General features: G+C 75.4%; 3 protein-coding genes and 1 pseudogene. 3 read left to right on the forward strand and 1 reads right to left on the reverse strand.

Annotated features, from left to right (window positions below):
• The first annotated feature begins 199 nt into the window (after window positions 1-199).
• Entirely contained in the window at window positions 200-1,201 is a 1,002-nt protein-coding gene (locus B9S61_RS25420) for an endonuclease/exonuclease/phosphatase family protein (protein ID WP_103544325.1), read from the forward strand.
• Window positions 1,202-1,278: 77 nt separating this feature from the next.
• Here the strand turns inward: B9S61_RS25420 and B9S61_RS25425 are convergent, their stop codons facing one another.
• Window positions 1,279-1,719: a hypothetical protein gene (locus B9S61_RS25425; RefSeq protein ID WP_103544326.1), complete on the reverse strand. Its 441-nt coding sequence runs from the start codon at window positions 1,717-1,719 to the stop codon at window positions 1,279-1,281.
• 213 nt (window positions 1,720-1,932) lie between these two features.
• On the opposite strand from B9S61_RS25425, the gene B9S61_RS25430 reads away from it, so the two are divergent.
• Together B9S61_RS25430 and B9S61_RS25435 are read left to right on the forward strand one after the other, a co-directional pair.
• Entirely contained in the window at window positions 1,933-3,066 is a 1,134-nt protein-coding gene (locus tag B9S61_RS25430) for a PP2C family protein-serine/threonine phosphatase (protein ID WP_374936241.1), read from the forward strand.
• 62 nt (window positions 3,067-3,128) lie between these two features.
• Window positions 3,129-3,622, forward strand: a pseudogene (locus tag B9S61_RS25435) (hypothetical protein); the annotation flags it as partial.

Here is a 3,622-nt window from a genome sequence, read left to right on the forward strand (position 1 = left end):
GGACCGCGTCCTGGCTGCTGCTCGCGCTGGGCCTGACCGTGGCCCTCGCCACCTGGCTGACCGGCCGCCGCGGAACCCGCCCCGGCCCCCCGTCTCTCACGGCCGCCGGCGACGGCCGCAGTCGGCAACCGGCCGCCACGCTCCCCCGTCCTTGAGGGAGGATGCGGGTCACAGCACGTGCGGACGGAAGGCCGGAACGTTGGACACTGCCACTGCCGACCCGGCGGTCACCGGGGACGGGAGCGGACGGCGCCCCGGGGGAGGACGACGGTTCGGCGCCTGGTGCGCGGCGCTGTTGTTCGCCGGGGTGAGCACGGTCGTCGGCTGCCGCACCGCCGACACCGACGGCATCACCCCCGTGCCCCAGCTGCTCGCTTTCCTGCCCTGGCTGCTGGTCCCCACCGCGGCCGGGCTGCTGTTCACCCTGCTCGCCCGCTGGTGGACCGGCGCGGTGTGGGGTGTGGTCCTGCTCGGCCTGCTGGCCTGGTTCATCGAGCCGTACGGGAAGACCGGCGATCCCGCGGGGCGGCCCGTCGCCGAGCTGCGGGTGCTCACCTCCAACGTGGAGTTCGGGCAGGCCACCGGAGCGCTGATCGAGACCGTGCGCCGGGAGGAACCGGACGTCGTGTTCGTCCAGGAGTGCGAGTACCGCTGCGACGCGGCGCTGAAGCGGGCGCTCGCGGACAGTCATCCGCACCGGCAGGCCGTGGAGGGCGGCGGCTCCGAGGGCTCGGTCATCCTCAGCCGCTTCCCGCTCGAGGCCACCGACGGGGTCCCGGGCATCATGGGCATGCCCGGCGCGGTGGCCGACGTCGACGGGCACTCCGTACGGCTCCAGCTCGCCCATCCCATGCCGCCGCTGCCCGAGCAGGTCCGCCTGTGGCAGCGGGAACTGGGCGGGCTGCGCGCCGTGGCCGCCGCGGCCGGGGACGTCCCGACCGTGCTGGCCGGGGACTTCAACGCGTCCCAGGACCACGCGGCGTTCCGGCGCGTCCTCGACACCGGCCTGCGGGACGCGGCCCGGCTCGACGGCGCCGACCGGACGCCGACCTGGCCGTCCCGTACCGCCCCGGCGTTCGGCGCCCAGATCGACCACGTCCTGGTGTCCGAGGAGTTCGCCGCGGCCGGCGCCCGCTTCCTCGCCCTCCCGGACACCGATCACCACGCCGTACTGGTCGACCTGACCCTGTACGGCCCATGACCGGGACCGGAGCGGACCGGGACCGGAGCGGACCGGGACCGGAGCGGACCGGGACCGGGAGCGGCCCGGTCCGGAGGTCACCCGACGCGGTGGCCCTGGGAGTCCTCGCGTGTGTAGAAGCGGTAGAACATGACGGCGAAGACGCCCGCCGTGGCCGCCAGGGCCAGCGCCGTGGAGCGCAGGACGCTGCCGCCGGACTGGCTGAAGAGGAAGCCGACGGCGATGCCGCAGAAGGCTGCCCACGCCGCCGCGTGCACCTCGCGCCGGAGTTTCGGGGCCACCGCGAGGAGCGTCATGAGGACCACGGCGAACACGAGCGCGGTGAGGAAGCCGAACAGCAGGTTCCAGCCGGTGACCGGCCCGCCGTAACGCCGGTTGGCCGCCGCCCAGTAGCCGTACACGAGCCCGAGGACGACGGGCAGCGCGACCAGCGCCGCCCGGTGGGCCCGTCCGCTGAAGAGGTCGGTCGTGCCGCCCCGTTCGATCGCCCGCCGGGTCCGGGGTGCCGCGTGCGCCATGAGAGCACTCCTCTCGCCTCGCCCCCGCCTACCAGGGCACACCCGCCGGGGTCCGACGGCAAGTCGGCCGCCCGGACGCGTGCTCCCCGGGGACCGGATGCGGGCCGTGCCACCCCGTGTTTCGCTGGGGCGGTGAGTCCGGACAGCGGGGGACACGGCCTGCACGACCGGTACCCGCGGGCCGACCGCCGGGACGTCGTGCAGCGCCAGGAGATGCTCCGGGTGGGAGGCCGCAGTGTCGCCTCGGTCCCGCCCCTGCTCCTGCTCGTGGCCATCGGGGTGATCGACTACAACACCGGCGGCGAGTTCCGGACCATCTCCTGGATCGTGCTGGTGCCCGGCATCGCCGCCGCGATCTGCGGGGTGTGGGGGACGGCCGTGTTCGCCGTGCTGGCGATCGTCACCTACACCGCCGTCGACAGCGCCTGGCCGCACCAGTTCCAGGCGGGGCTGCCCGACTTCATCCTCGTCACCACCGGCGGCGTCCTCGCCACGCTGGCCTGTGCGGTGCGGGTGCGCGGTGAGCGCCGCGCCCTGCACATGCGGGACGTCACCGACACCGTCCGCCGGACCGTGCTGCGTCCCCTGCCCCCCGGCTGGGGCGGCCTGGAGCATGCCGGGGTCTATCTCACCGCGGACGCCCAGGCCCGGGTGGGCGGGGACTTCTACGACATCCAGCCGGGCCCGCACGGCACCCGTGTCTTCGTCGGTGACGTGCAGGGCAAGGGGCTGGGCGCGGTGGAGACGGCGGCGGTGCTGCTGGGCGCGTTCCGGGAGGCCGGCTACCACGAGCCGGAGCTGATGGTCGTCGCCGACCGGCTGGAGGACCGGATGGTGCGCCACCGCGAGTACACCACCGCGCTCGGCCGGGCCGACGGCGACCGGTTCGCCACCGCCGTGCTGCTGGGCTTCCCGGCGGATCGCGGAGACGTCGTGGACACGGTCGTCTTCGGCCACGAGCCCCCGCTGGCCGTCGGTCCCGGCGGCGTACGGATCCTGCCGGTCACGGGAGGGCTTCCGCTCGGCTACCGCGACCTCGCCCCCGGGGCGCCGCCGCGGACCCACCGGGTGCCGCTGGCCACGGACGAGACGCTGCTGGTGGTCACGGACGGGGTGACCGAGGCCCGGGACGCCGACGGGCGCTTCTACCGGCTCGCCGAGCACGTCTCCCGCGCGGTGGCGGCGGACCCGCGGACCGTCGCACCGGCCCGGCTGGTCGCCGTCGTACGGGACGGCACGCTGCGGCACTGCCGCGGGCGTCTGGCCGACGACACCACCGTGTTCGCGGTGCGGAGGGTCCGTTCGCCGGGGCGCGAAGGGCACGAAGGGGGACGTTCACCGTACTGACCCCACCGTTCGCAGCCGCAGCGGTTACCGTGCTGGCGTAGCTGATCGACAGGGGAGGGACCATGCCCGCAACCGTGCTGCTGCTGGCGGCCGCACCGCTGGGCCGCGGGCGGCTGGTGGACGCGGCGTCCGTGCTCCCGGTCCTCGCCGCGGTACCGCCCGCCGTGCTGTCGGGCTCGGACACCGCGAACGTCGTCGAACTCGCCGACCCGCTGGAGCCGCAGGCCGTGCTGACCCGGCTGCGCGCGGCCGCCGCCGCCCAGGGACCGCTGACCGTGTACGTCAGCGGCCAGCTCCACCTCGACCGCAGGCAACGGCTGCCGCACCTGGCACTCGCCCGGACGACCGCGTCCACCGTGCGGTACACGGCGCTGCCCTGGCACTGGTTCCGGGAGGAGCTGCGGCTGCGTCCGGCGGGCGCGACGACCCTGATCATCGACCTGCACGCCGACGCGGAGACCTGGCGCTCGCTGGGCGCGCCGCGGCTGCCGGGCCCGTCCCCGCTGGGACCGCCGGGACCGCCCGGGCTTCCCGGCCCGTCCGACCCGCTGGACTG

Origin of the sequence: Streptomyces sp. SM1 (assembly GCF_002910825.1) — a bacterium.
Classification (GTDB): Bacteria; Actinomycetota; Actinomycetes; order Streptomycetales; family Streptomycetaceae; genus Streptomyces; species Streptomyces okerensis.